Below are 20,408 nucleotides of genomic sequence, written 5' to 3' on the forward strand. Positions count from 1 at the left end.
TTAAAAGCCCGACGGCGGACCGGCACCTGGGTGCCTGTCCGCCGTCGGGCGCTGCTCGTTGAGGAGGAGTCCGCTTAGGCGAGGACTGCCAGTTTGGAGCCCTTGCGGCCGAACAGGACGCGGTCCACGGACACGCGGCCGGCTCCGGTGAGTGCGAGTGCCAGGGCGGCAGCGCCCAGGAGCAGCACCAGTTCGTACCCGCCCTTGTCGGCGAAGACTCCTGCCGAGGCGTGCACCAGGAAGAAGGCGCCGATCATGTTTACGGCCAGCAGGGCGGCCACCACGCGGGTGAGTACGCCCAAGATGAGGGCAATGCCGCCAGCCAATTCGAGGCCTGCGACGAGGGGCGCTGACACGTTGGCTGCCGGAACGCCCATCTGGGTGAACGCGGCCTGGGTGCCGGCGATGGTCCATTCGTTGAACTTCTGCCAGCCGTGGGCGGCGAAGAGGAAGCCGAGGGCGACGCGCAGGACGGTGATGGCAGTGGTGGTGAGGCGTGAATGATTCATAAATCGAGTCTCTCTGACCATTAGTTGAAGTGTCAACTAATGGTCCGCCATTGTGTCCTTTGTCATGACTTCCGGCGTCACGGAAGCGGAGCAGCCAGGTGGGCGGTGCCGGCCGTTAGGCTGAAACCGTGCCCAACCAATCCGCCCCCGCTGCCGTCCAGCGTCCCGCCAGCCATGCCCGGGAAATCCTGCGGCTCGCCGTGCCGGCGTTCGGCGCACTGATCGCCGAACCGCTGTTCCTGCTCGCGGATTCGGCCATTGTGGGCCATCTCGGCGTGGCCCAGCTGGCCGGGGTGGGGCTCGCCTCCGCCGTGCTGCACACCGCCGTCGGCCTGATGGTTTTCCTCGCCTACTCCACCACCCCGGCGGTGGCCCGCGCGATGGGACACGGCCAGCTGGGCAAGGCACTCGCGGCCGGGCGCGACGGCGTCTGGCTGGCACTTCTGCTCGGCTTGGTCCTGGCTGTGGCTGGCTTCTGGGCTGCTGAACCGCTGGTGGCCCTGATGGGGGCGGAGGGTGAGGTTCGCGCGTTCGCCGTTGACTATCTCCGCTGGTCCATGCCCGGCCTGGTGGCCATGCTGCTCATCTTCGCAGGCACCGGCGTCCTGCGCGGATTGCAGGACACCAGGACGCCGCTGCTCGTGGCCACCGCAGGCTTTGCCTTGAATATTGTCCTCAACCTGTGGCTGGTCTACGGGCTGGACTGGTCCGTTGCGGGCTCGGCGGCAGGCACCAGCGTGGCCCAATGGGCCATGGCGGCCGTCTATCTGGTGATGGTCCAGCGCAATGCCGCCCGGCACGGCATCAGCCTGTGGCCCGACTGGAGCGGCATCCGCGCAATGACCCGGGTCGGTTCGTGGCTTATGCTCCGCACGCTGAGCCTGCGCATCGCCATCCTGGCCACGGTATTTGTGGTCACGGGGCAAGGTGCCGTCAACCTGGCGGCACACCAGCTGGCCATGACCATCTTCTCGTTCCTCGCCTTTGCCCTCGATGCCCTTGCCATCGCCGCCCAGGCCTTGATCGGCAAGGAACTGGGCGCCTCCAACGCCGTCAGGGCGCGGCACCTGACCCGGACCATGATCCGCTGGGGCATTGGATTCGGCGTGGTCACGGGAGCCCTGCTGGCCGTCGCGGCGCCCTGGGCAGGGGTGCTGTTCACTTCCGACGCCGGCGTCCAGTCCGTGCTGACCTACGCCCTGTGGATCCTGGCAGCCGGTCAGCCTCTTGCCGGGTTTGTTTTTGTCCTGGACGGCGTGCTGATCGGCGCCGGGGACGCCAGGTACCTGGCGCTGGCGGGCGTGGTCAACCTCGCTGTCTACGTCCCCATGCTCGTGGCCGTTGCCGTCTCCGGCATGTCCGCCGCCGCAGGCCTGGTGTGGCTGTGGGCCGCCTTTGCGCTGGGGTACATGGCCGCCCGGGCGCTGACGCTGGGCCTGCGCGCCCGGGCGGACCGCTGGATGGTGCTGGGTTCGCCATAGGGCCGGCGGCCACTAAACTGGACCGGTGAACCAACCACTGACGCCCACAGATGCTCCCGCCGGCACCGCCCAGCAGGCAGACCTGTGGAAGCCGGTTCTGCTCCGGGCCGTGGCCGCACTGTTGTTCGGCGCCGCGACCATTTTCTGGGCCGGACCGTCGGTCCAGGTCATGGGCTGGGCGGGCGGGCTGTACCTGCTGGCCACGGGCCTGCTGGTCCTCTGGGCCATCCCGAAGACCGGCTACGCGCGTGACGGCATGCCCGGCAAGATCCTCTCCGCCGCAGGGGCCGCCCTGGCAGGCGCCGGTGTTGCCCTGGCGCTGCTTCACGGGGACCGCGTCTTCGGCGTCGTCGCGGCAGTGGGACTTGGCCTGGCCGGAGCCGTGGAGCTGTACTGCGGCCTCAAGTATCGTCGCCGGCACGTGCTGGCCCGCGACTGGCTGGCCTCGGGCATCATCGGCCTTGGTACCGCGACGATCCTGCCCTTCTTCATCAGCCTCGGAGCCCATGCCCTGCTGGGCGTCGCCGGCGGCGGAGCCATCATCTCCGGTGTGCTCTGGGTCCTGTCGGGGCTGACGCTAAGGCACGATTCCCGGCCCGCCTCCACGAAGCCGTAAACTAGAAGCGAAAGGTTCTACCCGGCGTAGAAAACGCGCCCGGAACAACCCCACACATTCGAACCAGCACGCCCTTCGGCATGGCTGTAGGAGAGGAACTACCTTGGCAGACCAGAAACCAGGAAAACCGCGCAAGCTGCGGACCTCGGTGAAGGGGCCGCTGATGTTCTCTGCGTTCTGGGCCGTCCTCGCCTTCGTTACGGTGCTGATCTTCGCCTCCGGCGGCAGCTCGAAGACCCCGCGGTTCGACCTCGCCTTCACGGGCGCCGGCATCGCGTTCATCGTCACGCTGGTGATCGCGGCCATGCTGGCCATGAGCCACAAGGAGAACTCCGAACACCTGGGCAAGGGATCCGGCGTCAACCTGAGTTCCGCCCGGAAACCGTCGCACGGATTCGGGGGACACGGCCCCAGCCAGGCCGGCGGCGCCCCTGAGACTCCGGACGCTGACGGTACCGGCTCCAGCCACTCCTAGCGAACAATAGCCTGCCGCGCGCGGTACGCTGCCACGTGCGCGCGGTTGGCGCAGTTCCCGGTATCGCAATACCGTTTCGACCGGTTGCGGCTGAGGTCCAGGACCACGGCATCGCAGTCCTCGGCCTCGCACACGAGCATGCGGTCCATCTCCTTGCTCCGGATGACGTCCGCCAAGGCCATGGCGGCTTCGGTGCCCATGCGCTCTGCCAGCGGCGCGTCCCTGGCAGTGGCGTGCAGATGCCAGTCCCACTCATCGTGCTTCATTAGCTGGGGGAGTGCGTTGGCCTCGCGCAACAGGCGGTTGACGCCTGCCACAGCAGAGTCTTCGTCTGCAGTCCAGAGGGCGGCAAGCCGCCCGCGCAGTTCGTGGACACTCGACAGCTCCGCCGCATCGCGGGCGCGGGCTCCACTGAACCCCTCGGACTGAAGGAAATGATCCAGGTCCGCCACCGTGGCGAGCGATTCGCGTCCGTTGGCGGCGGTGTTGATCAGGTTGACGACGGCGCGCAGGGCTATTTCGGTGTCAGGGGCAAAGACCATCTTGACTCCTTACTGGGGTCGGGCGTAATGTCAGGACCATTATCCCACTTTACTCCTGACAGGAGGCGTCGGTGACTGCCGCCCCTAACCCCGCAGCCGCGGGCGGATTCCTTGGCTCGGGCCTTGGAATCGCGTTGTTCTCCTCTGCCGTCTTCGGGCTCTCCGGCTCCTTCGCCAAAGCGCTCCTGGAAACCGGCTGGTCCCCGGGCGCTGCCGTGACGGCCCGCCTGACCGGTGCCGCGCTGATCCTCGCCGTTCCTGCCGTTCTGGCCTTGCGCGGACGGTGGTACCAGCTGCGCGACAACTGGGTCACCATCGGTCTTTTCGGCCTGATCGGAGTGGCCGCATGCCAGCTGTTCTACTTCAACGCGGTAGCCCGCCTGTCCGTGGGTGTAGCGCTGTTGCTTGAATACCTGGCTCCCGTCCTCATCGTCCTTTGGCTATGGGGAGCCAGCAAGAAGCGGCCACGGGCGCTGACCTTCGGCGGAACAGTGCTGTCGCTCGGCGGCCTGGTTCTCGTCCTGGACCTCACCGGAACGGTCAAGATCGACATCATCGGGGTCCTGTGGGGGGTGGCCGCTGCCGTATGCCTTGCCATCTACTTTTTCATCACGGCCAAGGAGAATGATTCCCTGCCGCCCATCGTCCTGGCGTCCGCCGGGCTGCTGGTGGGGGCAGCCGTTATGTGGCTGGCGGCCGCCACGGGACTGCTTCCCATGGCCTTCAGCACCGCGGATACCAGGCTCGGCCCCTGGATCACGCCCTGGTGGGTCTCCCTGGGTGGCCTGGTCATCCTGGCAACAGTCCTGGCGTACGTTTCCGGCGTTGTCGCTGCCCGCGCCCTTGGCTCCAAGGTTGCGTCCTTCGTTTCGCTGACCGAGGTGCTGTTCGCCGTGACCTGGGCCTGGCTGCTTCTGGGTGAGCTGCCCGGCGCCATCCAGCTCCTGGGCGGCGTCCTCATTGTCGGCGGGGTGGTTCTGGTCCGGCTGGACGAGCTGCGCTCCGGCACGGCCGCTGCAACTGTCGGTGCGCCCGCGCCGCTGGACCACGCGAACGACGTCGAACCTGTGCCCTGAGTGCCGGCTGCCTTGCCCTGTAGGACTTGCCCTAAAAGGCAGGTGCCACAGGCCGGGGCACCGCCGTCGTGCCTCCCTTTCGTTGAGCACCCGCCGATAAATGCCGCGAGGGCCCGGACACTGTGCAGTGTCCGGGCCCTCGCAGTAGGGCTTCTGCGGTTAGCGTGAAGCCTGGTCCTGCTCGCTGGCGTTCTTGGTGGCCTTCTTGCTGGCATCCTTCAGCGCCTGGATGACCTGGTTCAGCGCCGCGGTGTGCGTGCCTGACCATTCGCCGCGGAAATGGTCGGCGTCCGGGCCCTTCCAGTTGGTGCTGTCCAGCACGCGCGTCAGGTTGGACCTCTGCTGCTCGATCTCGCCAGCACCGGCCTGCAGCTTGCTGCCAAGAGTCCTGAGCTGTTCTACATCTGCGCCCCAAATAGCCATCAGTTTTCTCCTCGTTGCCTTGGATCCGATCCAGATCGGCATCCCAGCGGCCCCCGGCTCATCCGGAAGATCCATTACCTGGAACCTATCCCGGCCCCAATTCACTGTCGATGGGCACCGCTGCCCATGCACCACTCCCCATGGGCCACAGCTCCCGGTGGTTGAATGTCGACAAGCTCGATCACCGGTGGGCGGGGGGTCGATCCGAAGCGTTCCAGAGCCTAGCATGGGCATATGTGCCGGAACATCCGAACCCTCCACAATTTCGAACCGCATGCCACCTCTGAGGAAGTGCATGCCGCCGCGCTGCAGTATGTGCGCAAGGTCAGCGGCAGCACCAAGCCGTCCAAGGCCAACGAGGACGCCTTCGAAGCGGCGGTGCACGAGATCGCCCACATCACCCAACACCTGCTGGATTCGTTGGTCACCCACGCTCCCGCCAAGCACCGGGACGAAGAGGCCGCCAAGGCAAGGGCCCGGGCGGCCGTGCGCTTCGGCACCGCCTGAGCGGCGCTTCCCCTGAAAGTAAGTAGCGCCAACAGTCGTTTTGAGCGTTCATAACGACAGTTAGCGCTACCTAGTTGGGTGGGCTCTGCCTACTTGCCGAAGCTGCGCAGCCGGAGCGAGTTTGCCACCACCAGGACGGAACTCGCCGCCATCGCGGCACCGGCAATCATCGGGTTTAAAAGGCCCAGGGCGGCCACGGGAATGCCGACGGCGTTATAGAAGAACGCCCAGAACAGGTTGGCCTTGATGGTGGCCAGCGTCCGCCGGGACAATTCGATGGCCTGCGCCACCTGTCCCAGGTCATTGCCCATGACGGTGAGGTCCGCCGCCTCTATGGCCACATCGGTACCGGAACCCATGGCGATGCCCAGGTCAGCCTGCGCCAGCGCGGCGGCGTCATTCACGCCGTCGCCGGCCATCGCCACAATGGCCCCGCCCGCCTGGAGCCGACGGACGGCGTCGACCTTCCCGGCAGGCAGAACACCTGCATAAACGTTGTCAGGGGAAATGCCGACGGCGGCAGCGACCTGCGCGGCCACCGCGGCGTTGTCCCCGGTCAGCAGAATGGGGCGCAGCCCGAGCCTCTTCAGCTTTGCCACAGCTTCCGCGGATCCCGGCTTCACGGTGTCGCGGAGACTGATGATGCCGGCAGGGGTGCCGTCCACCGCCACCCAGATGGCCGTGGCACCGGTAGCTTCCGCATCGGCCAGCGCCTCCATCTGCGCGCCGGAAGGGCGGACGTCGTTCTCCGTGAGCCAGCCGGTGCGGCCCGCGAGGATCACTCGCCCATCAGCGGTTCCCACCACTCCGCCGCCGGGTGCCGAACGGAAGTGTTCGACGGCGGGGAGCCGCCCGCCGTCGTCGTGCCCGGTTTGTGCCTCAAGGGCCGCGGCCGCGATGGCGTGTGCGATCGGGTGCTCCGATGCCGCTTCGACGGCGCCGGCGAGCCGCAGCACGTCCTTGCCCTGGTATCCGTCAAACGCGAGAGTGTTGGCCACGGCGAGTTTTCCGGTGGTGACGGTGCCGGTCTTGTCGAGCAGGATGGTGTCCACGGTGCGGGTGTCTTCGAGGACCTGCGGGCCTTTGATCAGGATGCCCAGCTGGGCGCCCCGGCCGGTTCCGGTGAGCAGTCCCACCGGAGTGGCGAGGCCCAGGGCGCACGGGCAAGCGATGACCAGGACGGTGACTGCGGCGGTGAAAGCTGCCCTGAGCTCGGCAGGCTCAATCACCGGGCTGCTGAATGCGAGCCACAGCGCAAACGTGAGCACGGCGAGGGCAAGAACTATGGGGACAAAGACGGCGCTGATCCGGTCGGCGAGGCGGGCGATGGGGGCTTTGCCGGTCTGCGCCTGCGAGACCAGCCGGGCCATCTGTGCCAGCGTGGTTTCGGAGCCCACGCGTGTGGCCCGGACCAGTAGCCGGCCGGAAGTGTTGATGGTGGCGCCCGTGACCTTGCTCCCGGGCTCCACCTCCACCGGGACGGATTCGCCGGTCAGCAGGGATGCGTCCACTGCTGAAATTCCGTCGATCACCTCTCCGTCCGTGGCGATTTTTTCGCCGGGGCGGACCACAACGACATCTCCCACGCGGAGCTGATCGGCGGGGACTTTATGTTCGGAGCCGTGGCGAAGGATGGTGGCGTCCCTGGCGCCAAGGTTCAGCAACGCCTTGAGGGCGTCGCCGGCCTTCTGTTTGGCGTTGGCTTCGAGGAACCGGCCAAGGAGCAGGAAGGTGGTGACCACGGCGGCCACTTCGAAGTACAGCCCGCCGCTTTCCATGCCCTCCATGGCCGGGTGTTCGGTCATACGGGGATCCAGGGCCAGTTGCCACACGCTGAAAAGGTAAGCGGCAGCGACGCCGATGGAGACGAGAGTGTCCATGGTGGACGCCAGGTGGCGGGCATTGACGGCCGCAGCGCGATGGAAGGGCCAGGCCGCCCAGCTGACCACCGGAAACGCCAAGGCCCCGGCTACCCAGCCCCAGTTGGGAAACTGCACGGCCGGAACCATCGAAATCGCGAGGACCGGGAGCGTCAGTATCGCGGCCACGATCAGGCGCGGGCGCAGTTGCGAGGAGGCGGGGCCGTGGGACATGTGGTCACCTTGCGCGCCGACTCCGGCGCCATGCTCCGCGTGCTCGGTCGTTCCTCCCTTAGACGCACGCTTCCGCATGCCACCGGAGTCGGCGCTGTGCCCGTCTTCCGTACCGCCGTGCTGAGGCTGGTCGTGATCGGTGGCGTGGTGCTCGTGGGCGGTGCTTTGGCTCGGGTAGCGCGGGAGGCGGACGGTTGCTTTGTAGCCGGTGGCGTTGACTGTGTCCACTATTTGCTGGTCCGTGATGCCGGCCGGGACCGTGACGTGGGCGGATTCCAGCGGGAGGTTGACGGAGGCTTCGACGCCGTCGAGTTTGCCCAGCTTCTTTTCCACGCGGTTCACGCAGGAGGCGCAGGTCATGCCCTCAATGTCCAGTTCAACCACCCGGCTTTGAGGCTGGTGATGGAGATGGTCTGTGCTCATGATGGATCCCCCGATCAGACAGCGTTACGCGTCGTTGGCAACAACCAGGTACCCTGCTTCGGCTACCGCCTCGCCGATCTCGGACGGCGACAGCTCCTGGCTTGAGGTGATGGTGACGGTGGAAATGCCCCCGGCGTTGAGTTCGACGTCGACCGTTTCAACCCCGGCGAGCGATTCAAGTTCCTCGCTGACAGACGAAATGCAGTGGCCGCAGGTCATGCCGGACACGTTGACGGTGGTGGAGGTGCTGCTCATGGCTGGCTCCTTGAAAGGGGGCCGGCGGTGGCCGGCCGTGAATGGGTGGTCAGTGGCAGGTGGTCAGCGCAGGAGGCGGCCGATGGCCTCTGTAGCTTCCTTGACTTTGACGTCGATGGCTTCAGCGCGAAGGTCAGGGTCAGGTTCCGCGGCGGCACCCACTACGCAGTGGCCGATGTGCTCCTCCACGAGTCCCAGGCTCACGGCGTGAAGCGCTTTGGTGACCGCGGAGACCTGAGTCAGTATGTCGATGCAGTATTTGTCCTCATCCACCATCCGGGCGATGCCGCGGACCTGGCCTTCGATGCGCTTGAGCCTGCGCAGGTATGCCTCTTTGTTGGCGGTGTAGCCATGCGTAGGCGCCGGGTCGGTGCCAGCGTGTGTGGTCAAGGTTTCCTGCGAAGGTTCCATGCTGCCAATATATACCCCGTAGGGGTATATAGCAAGTACCCCCTGGGGGTATCCAATTCGGGGATGCTCGCCACGAGCCAGGGGTAGGTACGGTTGCCGGAGGGCAGAAAAAAGCTCCGGAGTGCGTTATTGGGGGATACGCACTCCGGAGCAGCTTTTGGGGCAGATTAATCCAGCCTCTGCGACCGGATCCTTCTGCTTGAATTAGCTTACGTGCCGGTACAGCCGTCCGCTACCACCTCGAATAACTACTTTCGCTTTATTATTTCGGACCCCCGGAAACGGCCCCGAAGAGCCGAGGCCAACGGCTCAGGCTCCCGGCTCAGGCCTCGTCCTGATGCGCCGGTCTCCGGTAGGGAACCACCAGCACTGGCCGGCTTTGATGATGAGTCAGCCAGAGTCCAACTGATCCGTTGAGCAGTTCGGAGATCCGGTGGGTCAGGCCCCGCTCCGACGTTCCCACGACGATCATGGGGGAGTTGCTTTCCGCGGCGAGACGGGCCAGTGCACGGCCCGGATCCCCCGCCAGGGTCCGCAGGGTCCAATCAACGGGGGCGCCCGACGTCGCGGCGTCGGCCACGGCTCGCTCGATCACCGCCCTGAGGCCGGAGGTGACCGATCGGATATCGTCGTCGTCCTTGTCCGGGTGAAGCGACAGTCGGTGCGCGGATCTGGTCGGATCCCATTCCACCAGGTAGCTGGCCTCGTCAACATAGGCGCACAGCAACGGCGCTGACAGTTTGGCTGCGAGGGATGTTGCGGTCTTCAGCACCTCCGGATGCTGATCGGGCAGCAAGCCGACCAAGAGTGGAGGCGGGCCACTGAAACGTTCTGGATTCATAAGGCCATTCTGTGCCGCTGGGCGCCACTTGAACAGGGCGTCAGGCGCGTGGACGTCAGCATGGACGTGTCAGCCGGCAGCGGGCGACGCCGAGACCACCACGTTTTTTCCCCACGGGTCTTCCGTGTAGCAGCTGATCAGGACCACACGGCTGGGCACCATGTCCCAGATGGGGCTGTCCTTGAGGCTGTCCTTGAGGTATGTGGTGACGCTGTCCACGCGGTAAGGGATGGTGCCGGTTACGGTGACGACCTCGAACGTGTCGCCAATGACGGCAGCGGAGCTGAGGTGATTGAACGGGGCGTCCCGGCCCTCCCAGCTGTGCCCGATGATGTACGTGGTGTTGCCCGACCCGTTGCCGGGAGTCCCGAACGGTGTCAGCCAATACCCGTCCATGGTGGTGGGCGGCTCCACTGTCCGGGTGGCCACGGCCGAGGCGTCCGGTTCGAGGGGATGGACGGCCGTGTCGATTGCCGCAGCAGGATAGAGGATGCGCAGGGGCGCGGAGGCTTCCGGCAAGACCGGGCCGGGGGCGGCGGTTTCTGCGGCCGATGCTGACTCGGCAGGTGCCCCTTGCGCCCCGCCTGTGGCGGACAGCGGCCAAGGAACGGACGACGGCGTGGCCCGGGACCGTGCCGACAGTTCCGCTGCGGGGACGGCGGCTTCCCCGTGCTTGAGCAGCGGAGCACCGAAGGTGAGGGACAGGAAACCCAGGACTCCGCACAGCAGGATTGCCAGATCTCCACGGTTCCATGCCCGGACGCGCAGGACTTCCAGGACACGCAGAACGCCACCCCGGACGCCGTGGGTGCTGGAGTGCTTCGCCATGATGTTCCTTTGCGTTCAGAGGGTTGAAGGTGCGCCTGCTTGAAATTGCGCCGAGGGCGTCCCGCCAGGTTTTGGCGGGACGCCCTCGGTGACAGTCTGTGGCAGCGCTGGCGGCGTCAGCCCGCCGTCGGCGATTCCGTGCGGGACTTGCGGCGCACCGCAACCACGGCGCCTGCACCCAGCAGGACACCCAGGCCGGCCAGCCACGTAGTACCTTCATCTGTTCCGCCCGCAGCGGTTTGTGCGTTGAAGCCCTGGTTGGTGCCCTTGCTGACAGCGGCTGCTGCCGCGGCGGGCGCCTTGGCGGCCGCGGCCTTAGGGGCGGCAACCTGGGGTGCTGGCGTCTGCGCAGCCGGTGTGACCGCGCCGGCGGCCCCAGCCACCACTGCCGGTGGGTCCACGACGATGGGCGGAACAACAACCAGTGGATCCACAACAACCGGTGGGTCCACGACGACGGGCGGAACAACAACCGGCGGCAGCGTCACGGCCTCGCAGTCATTGTCAAAGTCCGCCATCCCTTGAACGTCCCAGTTCAATCCGCCAGGCAGCAGCTCATTGGGAGGGATGATGTCCCTTGAGTGACCGCTATGGGCACCTAGGCCGTTCACCCCGCTAAGGTCAATGCTGATGGTGTGTCCGTTGTGGCAAAGAGTGAAGTTGTCTGCCGCGCTGGCCGGGGCCGTGACGCTGAGCATTGTCAGCCCCACCACTCCCAAGGTTGCGAATGTTCGTTTCATGGTTTTTCGTCTCCCCAGATATTTCCGAAAGGACCATGGCGGCGAGGGAGAAGCGGCGGTTCTCTGAATGCCCCCAGCAGCATGATCAGTTTTGCTTGTGGATTCAGGCTAGGGGCGCCGGACGAGCGCGGTCGCGAGTAGCGGGTACTCGTCTTTTTCCGCCTTTGACCTGCGCCGTTACCTGTGGGTACGCGGAAATGGGAGCCCGCTACTGGAGTTTTCCACCCTTGAACGTGGACAGAGCGGCGCCTAACGTTGGAGCATACGAAAGGTGCGTGACCGGCATGGAAATCTACATGTGGTGGCTGGATCTGGACCTGCAAACCAAGGAATGGCTGAGAGAAAACCTCCGTGCGGCGGAACTGCCGCTGCCGGTGCTGCAGGGCATCGCCGAAGCCGGCGGGCCGCATCCGGATACCCCGGTGGCTGTCCTCACCGAAGCCGACTGGGATTTCATCGAGACGCAGTCCGAATTCGTCGACTGACCGGACGCCCCTGGCGCCGCCGGCACGGCCACGCCGGACCGGTACACCCGGAGCAGTCCCCTCGGACCAGTCCACATAGCGAAGAAAAGCGTTGCGGCCCTCCGGCCGGGGTGCTTGCATGGGTGCATGGCAACCGCAGAGAACTTTGTCTTAGCGATCGGGACCAAAAAAGGCCTCTGGCTGGCCACCAGCCAGGACCGGAAGCAATGGTCCGTCTCCGGCCCGCATTTCCTGATGAGCGAAATCCCGAGCATCGGGATCGACACACGGGACGGCCGTACCCGGATCATGGTGGGCGTCAGGTCCGAGCACTGGGGCCCGACTGTGGCCCATTCCGATGACCTCGGCGCCACCTGGACCGAACCTGAACAGGGCGCCATCACGTTCCCCGAAGACACCGGCGCGGCCGTGGAGCGCATCTGGCAGATCTACCCGGACGCAGAGTCGCGGCCAGGGGTGGTATGGGCAGGTGCCGAACCGATTTCGGTCTGGAAATCCACCGATGGCGGCGAGCATTTCGAACTCAACCGCGGGCTATGGGACCACCCTCACCGCAGCGACTGGGGTGCGGGCTACGGCGGCGCCGCCGCCCACTCCATCGTGGTGAATCCGGCCGGGGACAACGTCCACGTCGCCATGAGCACCGGCGGTGTGTACCGCTCGCTCGACGGCGGTGAGTCCTGGGAACCCCGCAACAAGGGTATTTCGGCCTACTTCATGCCGGACCCCAATCCTGAGTTCGGCCAGTGCGTCCACAAGATCGCGGCGGATGCTGCGGTGGAAGGACGGCTGTACGCGCAGAACCATCACGGCGTCTACCGCACGGATGATAACGGCGAAAACTGGAACTCCATCGCCGAGGGACTTCCGGCCGACTTCGGTTTTGTGATGCTGACGCACCCGCGCCGGGAAGGAACCGCCTGGGTTGTGCCGCTCAAGGCCGACGGCGAGCGGATCCCGCCCGAAGGGAAGCTTGCCGTGCACCGAACGGACGATGCCGGGGCCACCTGGAAGCGCCTGGATACGGGCCTGCCCAAGGGGGAGTACAACAGCGTCCTCCGCGACGCCGCGGGCGTGGATTCATCCGAGCCGGCCGGCGTCTACTTCGGAACGCGCGGCGGCACCGTGTACGCCAGCGCGGATGAGGGGGAGACGTTTGCTGAGGTTGTCAGCCATCTCCCCGACGTCCTGTGTGTCCGCGCCTGCGTAGTCTCTACGGCTGGACTGCCGGTTCCGGAAACGGCAGCGGCCCGCGGTGCCTGACATCAGCGTCGTACTACCCAGCATCCTCCAGCCGCTGGCCGGCGGCCAGTCCATCCTGACTGCGCCCGCCGACGGGACGGTGACGGTGGGAAGCCTGCTGGATTCGGTGACCGGGGATTACCCGGTGCTGGCCAGGCGGCTGCGGGACGAAACCGGGGCGCTTCGCCGGTACGTGAATATTTACGTTGCCGGTGACGAAGTGCGTCGGCTCCAGGGCCTGGAAACTGAGGTGTCGCCCGGCCAGGAGGTACTGGTCATCCAGTCGGTGGCCGGAGGTTAGGGCCGAAGTATCTCTCGGGCGGTCCGGCGGGCAGTCCTGACTGACTGCGCCCGCCCTCGTCGTGCAAGACTCCGGAGTACAAGATTCAAGGGTGCAAGATTCCGCAAGTAGTGCTGCGCCAGCGGCCCAACACGCGGTCAGGCAATGCGCCAGACGCTGCATTCGTCCGTATTGATCGCTTTCCGCGAGCCGGTGTGATGGTCCATGATCCAGACAACGCCGATTCCCGGTGCTGTCTCCTGGACACGGCCACGGCGGATGACCACGTCGTCGTAGCTGGGGCCTACGGAGAGGCGGGCCTCGATTTCATCGCCGCGGTGGAGCTGGTCCAGGGCGCGGACTCTTGTTACATGGGCTTTGGCTTCCTTCAACATGGGGGCCTCCTGGCTGGAGCTGGTGCCTGCGCTTGCCGGCACTTCCAGTGTGGCTGGGCAATGTTGCGCCCTGGTTTCCTCAACGTTAGGAGCCGGTTAGTTCTCCGCGATCGATTCGTTTCCGCCGGCACTACAGATTCGGCGAATCCCACACGTCAAACCCCGCTGCGGCCTTCAGTTGGGCATCGTGCCGGTTCAGGCCTACCGCCGGCGGGCCTCCCGGGCAAGAATGAGCACTATGCAACTTCCCGTGATGCCTCCCGTCCCGCCCATGCTCGCCAAAGCCGTCAGCGGGATGCCCGACGGGGCCCTCAGCTATGAGCCCAAGTGGGACGGGTTCCGGTCCATCATTTTCCGCGACGGCGATGAGCTGGAGATCGGCAGCCGCAACGAAAAGCCAATGACCAGGTATTTTCCTGAGCTCGTGGAAGCCCTGAAGGAAAACCTGCCGCCCCGCTGTGTGCTGGACGGCGAGATTGTCCTGGTGGGGGCCTCCGGTGACCGGCTCGATTTCGATGCCCTGCAGCAGCGCATCCATCCTGCCGCCAGCCGGGTCAAGCTCCTCGCCGAACAGACGCCCGCCAAGTTTGTGGCCTTTGACCTGCTGGCCCTGGGCGACGACGACTACACCGGCCGGCCCTTCGCCGAGCGTCGGGCAGCGCTGGAAAAGGCGCTCGCCGCCAGCAAGGCTCCCGTCCACCTCACCGCCGCGACCAAGGACAAGGCCACCGCCGAGCAATGGTTCCAGCAGTTCGAAGGTGCAGGCCTGGACGGGATTGTGGCCAAGCCGCTGGAGGGGAGCTACCAGCCGGACAAACGCGTGATGTTCAAGGTCAAGCACGAACGTACGGCCGATTGTGTGGTGGCCGGCTACCGCGTGCACAAGAGCGGACCGGACGCGATCGGCTCTTTGCTGCTGGGCCTGTACAAGGACGACGGCGGCCTGGCGAGCGTGGGCGTGATCGGCGCCTTCCCCATGAAGCGCCGGCAGGAGTTGTTCGAGGGACTCCAGACGCTGGTCACGGACTTCGACGGTCATCCTTGGGCCTGGGCCAAGCAGGAGGAAGGCGAACGGACCCCGCGCAACGCGGAGGGCAGCAGGTGGAGCGCGGGCAAGGATCTGTCTTTTGTGCCGCTCCGGCCACAACTGGTGGTGGAGGTCAGGTATGACCACATGGAGGGCGACCGCTTCCGCCACACTGCCCAGTTCAACCGCTGGCGGCCGGACCGGGATCCCGAATCCTGCACCTACGCCCAACTGGAGGAACCGGTCAGCTTCGACCTTGCCTCGGTCCTGGACACCGGACGGCCGTAGGCACCCTGCCCGCTTCCCGCCGTCGAACGTTCCAGCCCATCTGCCCCGCGCGGGTACGGAAAAGCCCGGCGCGTCCTGGGGACACGCCGGGCCTTCCGGTAAGCAACTGGGCAGCAGCGTCCGGGCTGTAACGTCTGGGCTGCCGGGCCTACTTCAGGCCAAGCTGCTTGGTGGGGACGTTGAAGGTCTCCTTGGCTGTCAGGGCGGAGATGGCCGAGATCCCGCAGATGACGGCGGTGAAGATGCTGATCTGGACCCAGCCGCCGGGCCTGATGCCGCCCATCGCTGCCACGATGGCGGGAGCGAAGCCTGCCATCAGGAAGCCGAGCTGGGTTCCGATGGCCAGGCCGGAGAAGCGGACCTTGGTGCTGAACATCTCGGCGTAGAAGGACGGCCAGACGGCGTTGGAGGCAGCGTAACCGCAGGAGAAGAACCCGATCGCTGCGAGGAACATCAGCGGGACGCTTCCGGATTCCAGGCTGAGCAGGAAGACCGGCGTGAGGATGGCGCTGGAGAGTGCGCCGTAGATGAAGACCGGCTTGCGGCCGATCCTGTCGGCGAGCATGCCAAAGAGCGGCTGGGTGCCCAGGGCCACCAGGTTGGCGCCGACGACCAGCCAGAGCGTCGTGGTCCCGTCAACACCGGCGACGGTCTTGGCGTAGCTGATGGCGAGGGTGCCGAACACGGTGGAGACAGCGGCGATGAAGGCACAGCAGACCACTCGGAGCACATCGCGCCAGTGGTCCTTGAGGAGGTCGGCAACGGGCAGCTTGGAGATCTGGGCGGTCTTCTGGGCTTCCTCGAAGGCCGGCGGTTCGTGCAGTGTGCGCCGGATGAAGAACGCCACCAGCACCACCACAGCGCTGAGCCAGAACGGAATGCGCCAGCCGATGCCGTACTTGATCTCGTCCGGGAGGGCCAGGACGGGGATGAAGACGAGGGCGGCGAGGATCTGGCCGCCCTGGGTGCCCGTGAGGGTCCACGAGGTGAAGAAGGAGCGGCGGTTGTCCGGCGCGTGCTCCAGCGTCATGGATGACGCCCCGGCCTGCTCGCCCGCGGCGGAGAGACCCTGGCAAAGCCTTGCCAGCACCAGCAGTGCCGGAGCCCACCAGCCCACGGTGTTGAAGTCAGGCAGGCAGCCGATCAGGAACGTGGACGCGCCCATTAGCAGCAGCGTGAACATCAGCACCTTCCGCCGGCCCACCCGGTCACCGAAGTGGCCCAGGATGACGGCGCCCACCGGCCGTGCCACGTAGGCGAAACCGAAGGTGGCGAAGGACATGATGGCCGCGTTGGCCCCGGCGTCCGGGAAAAACACCGTGGGGAAGATCAGGGCGGCGGCGGAACCGAAGATGAAGAAGTCGTAGTATTCGACGGCGCTGCCCAGGAAGCTGGCGAGGGCTGCTTTCTTTGGCGTCCCGGCCGGGGCAACGGTGCCCGGCCCGGCGGACGGAAGTGTCTGGCTCATGGAGTTCCTTTGATGTGACGACGTTGTCGCGGATGGATCTGGAGGGCGCAGCCGCACCTGCCTGAGTGATGGCGGAGCGCGGTGCGGCTGGTGTCCGTTGAAAGACCCGGACCAGTAGCCACATGGTGGGAGCTACTTGTGCGATACAGCAATGATGGCTGTGAGCGCAGTCACTTGTCAAGAAAATAATCACCATCTAGAAATAGTTCCCACGATGTGGCAACATCGACGTATGAGTGTGAATCAAACCACAGCAGTCGATGACGTTGCCGCCGAGTCACAGCCGCCCAAGGGTGACCGTACCGACATGGTGGGCAAGGCCCTGGGCCTGCTGGTCCTCCTGGGCGACGAACCCCGCGGTGCCAGCGCCGCGGAGATCTCGCGCCGGGCCGAACTTCCGTTCAGCACTACCTACCGCCTCCTGGGTTCCCTGACGCGCGACGGCTTTGTGGACTATGAGCCGGACGGCCGCCGCTACCACCTGGGCCTCCGCATCTTCCAGCTGGGGCAGCGGGTCTCCAATCATCACGGATTTGCCGGCACGGCCCTGCCGGTCCTGCGTCGCGTCACCGAGCAGACGGGGGAGGCCACCATCCTCAGCGTCCGCGACGGCCATCATCACCTCACCGTTAACAAGGTTGACGGCCCCCAGGCGTTTCGCGTCACCAGCGACCCCGGCCACCTTGGCGCCCTGCATGCAACCGCCGTGGGCAAGGCCCTCGTGGCGTTTGCCGAGGACGCGGAGCGGGAAGCCCTGATCGAGGAGCTCCAGTTGGAAGCGCTCACCGAACACACCATCACGGACCGGGGTGCCTTCCGCGCCGAAATGGAACTGGTTCGCCGCCAGGGGTATGCCGTGATGGATGAGGAGAACGAGAACGGCATGCGCGCCGTGGCCGTGCCGCTGCTCAATTCTCAGGGCCACGCCTTCGCCTCCCTTGCCACCGCCGTTCCCGTGTTCCGCCTCAGCATGGAAGCCCTGCTGGCCCATGTGCCCCTGCTGCACGATGCCGCGGCGGAGCTGGCAGCGCGCTTGCCGCAACGGTAAATAACTCCAAAATGTTCGCATCTAGAACAATCGTGCGAGAAGTGAACAAGTGTTGTACTGTAATCCCTATCACCCGACCCGCCGCAGACGCCTCGAGCGCCGCTGCCCGCCGGGTGCCGTATCAAAAGGAGCTGCCCGGATGAGCAATCGAACTGAGTCCTACCTCGTGGGACTGGTCGGCGATGGCGTGATGCCGTCACTCACTCCCCCCATGCACGAACGCGAAGGCGATGTGCAGGGCCTGCGCTACCTCTACCGCCCCATTGACCTGCTGGAGCTCGGGCTTTCCGGCGATGCCGTGGGGGATCTGCTCAAGAGTGCCCGCAGCCTGGGCTTCAACGGCCTGAACATCACCCATCCGTGCAAGCAGCTTGTGCTGGCGCACCTGGACGAGGTTTCGCCGGATGCACTCAGGCTCGGGGCCGTCAACACAGTCGTCATCGAGGACGGCCGTTTCATCGGCCACAACACCGACTTCTCCGGCTTCGCCGCCGCGCTTGCCTCCGGCCTTCCGGGCGCGCGGCTGGACCGCGTGGTCCAGCTTGGCGCGGGAGGTGCTGGGTCCGCCGTCGCCTATGCCCTGCTCACGGCCGGCGTGAAGGCGCTGGACCTGGTGGATGTGGACCCCGCCCGCTGCGCGGCACGCGCCGCCGAGCTGGCCGGCTTCTTCCCGGGCCGCACCGTCACAGCGCGTACGACGGCGGAGCTGCCGCAGTTGATGCACTTGGCCGACGGTCTGGTGCACTGCACGCCCGTGGGCATGGCCGCCCACCCGGGCGTCCCGCTGGACCTGGACCTGCTGGAAACACGGCACTGGGTGGCGGACATCGTCTACCGCCCGATCGACACCGAACTGGTCCGCGGCGCCCGCGCCAAAGGCTGCGAGGTCCTGGACGGCGGCCGCATGGCCGTGGGCCAGGCGGCGGACTCTTTCCGGATTTTCACCGGGCAGGAAGCCGACGCTGACCGTATGCGCGGCCACTTCCTGGAGCTTGTGGCCAAGGAAGAGGTGGCTGCCTGATGCGCACCGGAATCGCTACGGTCTGCCTCTCCGGCACCCTGAAGGAAAAGATGCAGGCCTGCGCCATCGCCGGCTTTGACGGGATCGAAATCTTCGAGCAGGACCTGGTCACGTCGCCGCTCACGCCCGAGGACGTCCGCAAGATGGCGGCGGACCTCGGCCTCACGCTGGATCTTTACCAGCCGTTCCGCGACTTCGACAGCGTGTCCGAAGACCTCCTGGCCGCCAACCTCCGGCGTGCCGAAGCCAAATTCAAGCTCATGGCGCGGCTGGGCATGGACACCGTCCTGGTCTGCTCGAATGTGGCCACCGCCGGCATCGACAGCGACGACCTCCGGGTGGAACAGCTCGGCCAACTGGCTGCGCTGGCCGGGGACCACGGCGTCAAGGCGGCCTACGAGGCCCTGGCCTGGGGCAAGTACGTCAGCGACTACGAGCACGCCCACAAGCTGGTGGAAGCCGTGGACCACCCCAACCTGGGCACGTGCCTGGACTCCTTCCACATCCTCTCTCGCAACTGGGATACCGCCCCCATCGAGGCCTTCAACCCGGAAAAGATCTTCTTCGTCCAGGTGGCGGACGCCCCCAAGCTCTCCATGGACGTCCTCTCCTGGAGCCGGCACTACCGGGTTTTCCCGGGCGAGGGCCAGTTCGAGCTCGCCAAGTTCATGGGCCACGTGGTCCGGGCAGGGTACAGCGGCCCGGTGTCGCTGGAAATCTTCAACGACGTCTTCCGCCAGTCGGATGTGGAGCGCACCGCCGTCGACGCCATGCGCTCGCTCATCTGGCTGGAGGAGCAGAGCGCCAAGTGGCTGGATGCTGCTTCTGACGGCGAGACGGGCACGGGTGCCGCTGGCACCCGTGCCCCCGGCCGCCGTCGTTATCCAATGGAACTCGCCACGCTCCCGCAGGTAGCCGAACCGGCAGGCTACAACTTCGCCGAAGTCAGGGCCGCGGACACCAAAGGACTGGAAACCGTCCTGGGCCAGCTGGGCTTCGAGTTCAACGGCCGGCACCGCACCAAGGACGTGCAGCTCTGGAGCCTGGGCCACGCCCGGGTGATCATCAACGAGGCCGCACCAGCAGACGGGGACGACTCAACGGTGGGCACGTCAGCGCGTGATGCGTCGCCCGCCATCGCTCCTGTTATTGGTGCCCTTGGCTTTGACGTCGCCTCCCCCGTGATTGCCTCCGCCCGCGCCCAGCAACTGAAGGCCCCCGCGGTCCCGCGCAAGAGCCAGGCCAACGAGGAAGCGTTCCAGGGCTTCGCCGCCCCGGATTCCACGGAGATATTCCTGTGCCAGGGCACGTCCGACGGCACCGCGGCCTGGACCAGCGAATTCGGGGAGGGGCTCGAAAAGCCAGCCGCCGGACCCTCCGCCGTGATCGACCACGTCAACCTGGCGCAGCCGTGGCAGCATTTCGACGAGGCCGTCCTCTTCTACACAAGCGCCCTGGCCCTGGAGCCGCAGCCGTTCGCGGAGGTGCCCAGCCCCACCGGCCTGGTCCGCTCGCAGGTCATGGCCACCGGGGACCGCGCCGTGCGGCTGGTGCTGAACCTGGCGCCGCTGAACCAGCAGCGCAGGACCTACCAGGAACACATCGCCTTCGCCGTGGATGACCTGGTGGCCACCGCCAGGGACTGCAAGGCCCGCGGGCTGGAGTTCCTGCAGATCCCGGCCAACTATTACGAGGACCTGGACGCACGCTTCGGGCTGGTACCGGACTTCCTGGCCACGCTGCAGGAACTGAACCTGCTGTACGACCGGGACGCGGATGGCGAATTCCTCCACTTCTACACGGCCACCGTAGGCAGTGTGTTCTTCGAAATGGTGGAACGCCGCGCGGCCTACGACGGCTACGGCGCCCCCAACGCCCCCGTGCGCCACGCAGTCCAGTACGACCACCTGCAGCACCGGTAAAGACAGCACCAC

Annotated in this window: 23 protein-coding genes; 12 read left to right on the top strand and 11 right to left on the bottom strand. The window is 66.2% G+C overall.

All coding sequences use genetic code 11. From position 1 onward, the window contains the following. Positions 1-74: 74 nt before the first annotated feature. Positions 75-509, bottom strand: coding sequence for a DoxX family protein (locus NG698_RS18345; RefSeq protein ID WP_252611467.1), 435 nt, complete (start codon positions 507-509; stop codon positions 75-77). Between the two features lie 128 nt (positions 510-637). Here NG698_RS18345 and NG698_RS18350 point away from each other — a divergent pair, with 128 nt between their 5' ends. The 3 genes from NG698_RS18350 to NG698_RS18360 all read left to right on the top strand — a co-directional run bounded on the left by NG698_RS18350 (position 638) and on the right by NG698_RS18360 (position 3,081). Further along, positions 638-1,990, top strand: coding sequence for an MATE family efflux transporter (locus NG698_RS18350; RefSeq protein ID WP_252611469.1), 1,353 nt, complete (start codon positions 638-640; stop codon positions 1,988-1,990). Between the two features lie 25 nt (positions 1,991-2,015). Beyond that, a complete protein-coding gene (locus tag NG698_RS18355; protein WP_252611472.1) occupies positions 2,016-2,606 on the top strand; it encodes a hypothetical protein in 591 nt (196 codons plus the stop codon). Between the two features lie 103 nt (positions 2,607-2,709). Next, the gene (locus NG698_RS18360; protein WP_058930682.1) at positions 2,710-3,081 is read left to right on the top strand and encodes a hypothetical protein; all 372 of its coding nucleotides are present in this window, start codon (positions 2,710-2,712) and stop codon (positions 3,079-3,081) included. Here the strand turns inward: NG698_RS18360 and NG698_RS18365 are convergent. Further along, complete coding sequence (locus NG698_RS18365; RefSeq protein ID WP_252599679.1) at positions 3,078-3,623, bottom strand: CGNR zinc finger domain-containing protein; 546 nt, start codon at positions 3,621-3,623, stop codon at positions 3,078-3,080. The two genes, NG698_RS18360 and NG698_RS18365, sit on opposite strands and share 4 nt — an antisense overlap. A gap of 71 nt (positions 3,624-3,694) precedes the next feature. Here NG698_RS18365 and NG698_RS18370 point away from each other — a divergent pair, with 71 nt between their 5' ends. Then, complete coding sequence (locus NG698_RS18370) at positions 3,695-4,699, top strand: EamA family transporter (RefSeq protein ID WP_252599678.1); 1,005 nt, start codon at positions 3,695-3,697, stop codon at positions 4,697-4,699. A gap of 159 nt (positions 4,700-4,858) precedes the next feature. On the opposite strand, the gene NG698_RS18375 is transcribed toward NG698_RS18370, so the two are convergent. Next, positions 4,859-5,122, bottom strand: coding sequence for a WXG100 family type VII secretion target (locus NG698_RS18375; protein WP_252611473.1), 264 nt, complete (start codon positions 5,120-5,122; stop codon positions 4,859-4,861). A 234-nt stretch (positions 5,123-5,356) separates the two neighbouring features. On the opposite strand from NG698_RS18375, the gene NG698_RS18380 reads away from it, so the two are divergent. Continuing rightward, the gene (locus NG698_RS18380; protein WP_104062916.1) at positions 5,357-5,629 is read left to right on the top strand and encodes a DUF2277 domain-containing protein; all 273 of its coding nucleotides are present in this window, start codon (positions 5,357-5,359) and stop codon (positions 5,627-5,629) included. Between the two features lie 89 nt (positions 5,630-5,718). On the opposite strand, the gene NG698_RS18385 is transcribed toward NG698_RS18380, so the two are convergent. The 6 genes from NG698_RS18385 to NG698_RS18410 form a co-directional block, all read right to left on the bottom strand. Further along, entirely contained in the window at positions 5,719-8,145 is a 2,427-nt protein-coding gene (locus NG698_RS18385) for a heavy metal translocating P-type ATPase (protein WP_252611475.1), read from the bottom strand. Between the two features lie 24 nt (positions 8,146-8,169). After that, positions 8,170-8,400 carry a heavy-metal-associated domain-containing protein gene (locus NG698_RS18390; RefSeq protein WP_252599676.1) on the bottom strand — a complete coding sequence of 77 codons (231 nt, stop codon included), beginning with the start codon at positions 8,398-8,400 and terminating at the stop codon, positions 8,170-8,172. 63 nt (positions 8,401-8,463) lie between these two features. Further along, positions 8,464-8,811 carry a metal-sensitive transcriptional regulator gene (locus tag NG698_RS18395; RefSeq protein WP_252611477.1) on the bottom strand — a complete coding sequence of 116 codons (348 nt, stop codon included), beginning with the start codon at positions 8,809-8,811 and terminating at the stop codon, positions 8,464-8,466. A 322-nt stretch (positions 8,812-9,133) separates the two neighbouring features. Beyond that, a complete protein-coding gene (locus NG698_RS18400) occupies positions 9,134-9,652 on the bottom strand; it encodes a universal stress protein (protein ID WP_252599674.1) in 519 nt (172 codons plus the stop codon). A gap of 69 nt (positions 9,653-9,721) precedes the next feature. Next, the gene (locus NG698_RS18405) at positions 9,722-10,480 is read right to left on the bottom strand and encodes a class F sortase (protein ID WP_252599673.1); all 759 of its coding nucleotides are present in this window, start codon (positions 10,478-10,480) and stop codon (positions 9,722-9,724) included. A gap of 116 nt (positions 10,481-10,596) precedes the next feature. Beyond that, positions 10,597-11,220 carry an LPXTG cell wall anchor domain-containing protein gene (locus NG698_RS18410; RefSeq protein ID WP_252599672.1) on the bottom strand — a complete coding sequence of 208 codons (624 nt, stop codon included), beginning with the start codon at positions 11,218-11,220 and terminating at the stop codon, positions 10,597-10,599. A gap of 284 nt (positions 11,221-11,504) precedes the next feature. Here NG698_RS18410 and NG698_RS18415 point away from each other — a divergent pair, with 284 nt between their 5' ends. The 3 genes from NG698_RS18415 to NG698_RS18425 all read left to right on the top strand — a co-directional run bounded on the left by NG698_RS18415 (position 11,505) and on the right by NG698_RS18425 (position 13,248). Then, positions 11,505-11,705: a hypothetical protein gene (locus NG698_RS18415; RefSeq protein ID WP_056342139.1), complete on the top strand. Its 201-nt coding sequence runs from the start codon at positions 11,505-11,507 to the stop codon at positions 11,703-11,705. A 126-nt stretch (positions 11,706-11,831) separates the two neighbouring features. Then, positions 11,832-12,968 carry a WD40/YVTN/BNR-like repeat-containing protein gene (locus tag NG698_RS18420; RefSeq protein ID WP_252611479.1) on the top strand — a complete coding sequence of 379 codons (1,137 nt, stop codon included), beginning with the start codon at positions 11,832-11,834 and terminating at the stop codon, positions 12,966-12,968. After that, positions 12,961-13,248, top strand: a complete 288-nt coding sequence (locus NG698_RS18425) for a MoaD/ThiS family protein (RefSeq protein ID WP_058930693.1) — start codon at positions 12,961-12,963, stop codon at positions 13,246-13,248. Before NG698_RS18420 ends, NG698_RS18425 begins: the two co-directional genes overlap by 8 nt. A 137-nt stretch (positions 13,249-13,385) precedes the next feature. Here NG698_RS18425 and NG698_RS18430 read toward each other — a convergent pair whose 3' ends face one another. Continuing rightward, positions 13,386-13,622 carry a hypothetical protein gene (locus NG698_RS18430; RefSeq protein ID WP_056341782.1) on the bottom strand — a complete coding sequence of 79 codons (237 nt, stop codon included), beginning with the start codon at positions 13,620-13,622 and terminating at the stop codon, positions 13,386-13,388. A 238-nt stretch (positions 13,623-13,860) separates the two neighbouring features. On the opposite strand from NG698_RS18430, the gene NG698_RS18435 reads away from it, so the two are divergent. Further along, on the top strand, positions 13,861-14,937 hold the full coding sequence (locus NG698_RS18435) for an ATP-dependent DNA ligase (protein ID WP_252611481.1): 1,077 nt from the start codon (positions 13,861-13,863) through the stop codon (positions 14,935-14,937). Between the two features lie 148 nt (positions 14,938-15,085). On the opposite strand, the gene NG698_RS18440 is transcribed toward NG698_RS18435, so the two are convergent. Then, complete coding sequence (locus tag NG698_RS18440) at positions 15,086-16,405, bottom strand: MFS transporter (protein WP_252611482.1); 1,320 nt, start codon at positions 16,403-16,405, stop codon at positions 15,086-15,088. A gap of 232 nt (positions 16,406-16,637) precedes the next feature. Between NG698_RS18440 and NG698_RS18445 the strand changes: the two genes are divergently transcribed. The 3 genes from NG698_RS18445 (at position 16,638) to NG698_RS18455 (ending at position 20,396) form a co-directional block, all read left to right on the top strand. After that, a complete protein-coding gene (locus tag NG698_RS18445; protein WP_252611484.1) occupies positions 16,638-17,453 on the top strand; it encodes an IclR family transcriptional regulator in 816 nt (271 codons plus the stop codon). 139 nt (positions 17,454-17,592) lie between these two features. Next, a complete protein-coding gene (locus tag NG698_RS18450; RefSeq protein ID WP_252611486.1) occupies positions 17,593-18,474 on the top strand; it encodes a shikimate dehydrogenase in 882 nt (293 codons plus the stop codon). Next, the gene (locus NG698_RS18455) at positions 18,474-20,396 is read left to right on the top strand and encodes a bifunctional sugar phosphate isomerase/epimerase/4-hydroxyphenylpyruvate dioxygenase family protein (protein WP_252611488.1); all 1,923 of its coding nucleotides are present in this window, start codon (positions 18,474-18,476) and stop codon (positions 20,394-20,396) included. Before NG698_RS18450 ends, NG698_RS18455 begins: the two co-directional genes overlap by 1 nt. Positions 20,397-20,408: the final 12 nt, after the last annotated feature.

The organism is Pseudarthrobacter raffinosi, from assembly GCF_023913735.1.
GTDB classification, from domain to species: Bacteria; Actinomycetota; Actinomycetes; order Actinomycetales; family Micrococcaceae; genus Arthrobacter; species Arthrobacter raffinosi.